Origin of the sequence: Kitasatospora sp. NPDC004799, from assembly GCF_040609095.1 — a bacterium.
GTDB lineage: Bacteria > Actinomycetota > Actinomycetes > Streptomycetales > Streptomycetaceae > Kitasatospora.
The window spans coordinates 1-1,772 of record NZ_JBEXJK010000746.1 but is presented as its reverse complement, the minus strand read 5'-3'; the positions used below and the strand labels follow the sequence as shown (position 1 = coordinate 1,772).

Genomic DNA, 1,772 nt, shown 5'->3' with positions numbered 1-1,772 from the left:
GCCTCGGCCTGCCCGACGGCGACGGCGCCCCGGGTGGCGTACCAGAGCGGCGCGTCCACCCCGGCGTCGCCGAGGGCCTGGGCGAGCGTCAGGTTGAGGCCCAGCCCGCCGGCCACCGTCGCGGCGGCCGGGTGCGGCTCCTCGTCGAGCGCCAGCAGCGACAGCACGCCGCGCACCGGGGCCGCCCCGTCGAGCAGCTCGGCCAGGCCGGCCGCGACGGCGGCCCGGTCGGTGTCCTCCGGGTCCAGCACCGCGCCGAGCACGGTGGCGCCGCGCGCCTCCAGCAGGCCGAGCACGGCGGTCACCGGCTCGCTCTCGGCGGCGGCCGCCGGGGCCACCACCAGCCAGCCGCCCGCGAGTTCCGCGGCCGGGCGGCCGGCCAGCGGCTGCCACTCGACCCGGTGGCGCAGGGCGTCCGCGGCCGCGTGGCCGCGCCGGCGCCGGTGCCAGGCGGACAGCGCCGGGAGCACCGCGCCGAGCGCGTCGCGGGCCTCGCCGTCGAGGTGCAGCGCGCCGGCCAGGCCGTCCAGGTCGGTCTGCTCGACGGCCGTCCAGAAGCCGTGGTCGGCGTGGCCGGCGGCGGCCGCCGGGGTGGCGCCCTCCGGGGCCGCCAGCCAGTACCGCTCACGTTGGAAGGCGTAGGTCGGCAGGTCGGCGGGGTGGCCGCCCCAGTCGGCGGCGATCGCCGGCCAGTCCAGCGCGACGCCGTGGACGTGCAGTTCGGCCAGCGCCGTGGTCAGCGCGGTCTCCTCCGGCCGGTCGGCGCGCAGCAGCGGGAGCAGCAGGGCGCGGTCCGCGTCGGCGCCCAGGCAGTCCCGGGCGGCGGCGGTCAGGACGGCGTCGGGGCCGAGCTCCAGGTAGCGGCCGGCGCCCAGGTCGCGCAGCCGGGCGACGCCGTCGGCGAACCGGACGGCCGCGCGCACCTGCCGCACCCAGTACCGCGGGTCGGTGAGCTCCTCGTCGGCCTCGGCGCCGGTGACGGTGGAGACGACCGGGATGCGCGGGGCCGAGAACGTCAGCCCCTCGGCGACGGCCCGGAAGTCCTCCAGCACGGCGTCCATCAGCGGGGAGTGGAAGGCGTGGCTGACGTTCAGCCGCTTGGTCCTCCCGAACTTCCCGGCGACGGCGAGGACTTCGGCCTCGTCACCGGAGACCACCACGGACGTGGGGCCGTTGACGGCGGCGATGCTCACGTTCCCGGTGAGCAGCGGCAGGACCTCGGACTCGGAGGCCTTCACCGCGACCATCGCGCCGCCGGCGGGCAGCGCCTGCATCAGCCGGCCCCGGGCCGCCACCAGGGTGGCGGCGTCGTCGAGCGAGAGGACGCCCGCGACGTGGGCGGCGGCGAGTTCGCCGACCGAGTGGCCGACCAGGAGGTCCGGGCGCAGGCCCCAGCTGCTCACCAGGCGGAACAGCGCCACCTCGACGGCGAACAGCGCGGGCTGGGCGTACTCGGTGCGGTCCAGCAGGGCGGCGTCGGTGCCGAACACGACCTCGCGCAGCGGCCGGGCCAGGTGCGCGTCGAGCCGGTCGCAGACCTCGTCGAAGGCCGCCCGGAAGACCGGCCGGGCCTCGTACAGCTCCCGGGCCATGCCCAGGCGCTGGCTGCCCTGGCCGGTGAACAGGAAGGCGGTGCGGCCGGGCGCGGTGCCGGAACCGCGGACCACCCCGGCCCCGGTGCCGTCGGCGACGGCCGCCAGCCCGGCGAGCAGCTCCGCACGGTCGGCGCCGACCACCACCGCCCGGTGGGCGAAGGCCGAGCGGTGCACGGC

General features: G+C 78.7%; 1 protein-coding gene. It reads right to left on the bottom strand.

Annotated elements, in window-relative coordinates; all coding sequences use genetic code 11:
• Window positions 1–1,772: acyltransferase domain-containing protein (locus ABZW03_RS40465; protein WP_355269831.1), on the bottom strand; the 1,772-nt coding region annotated here is incomplete at both ends.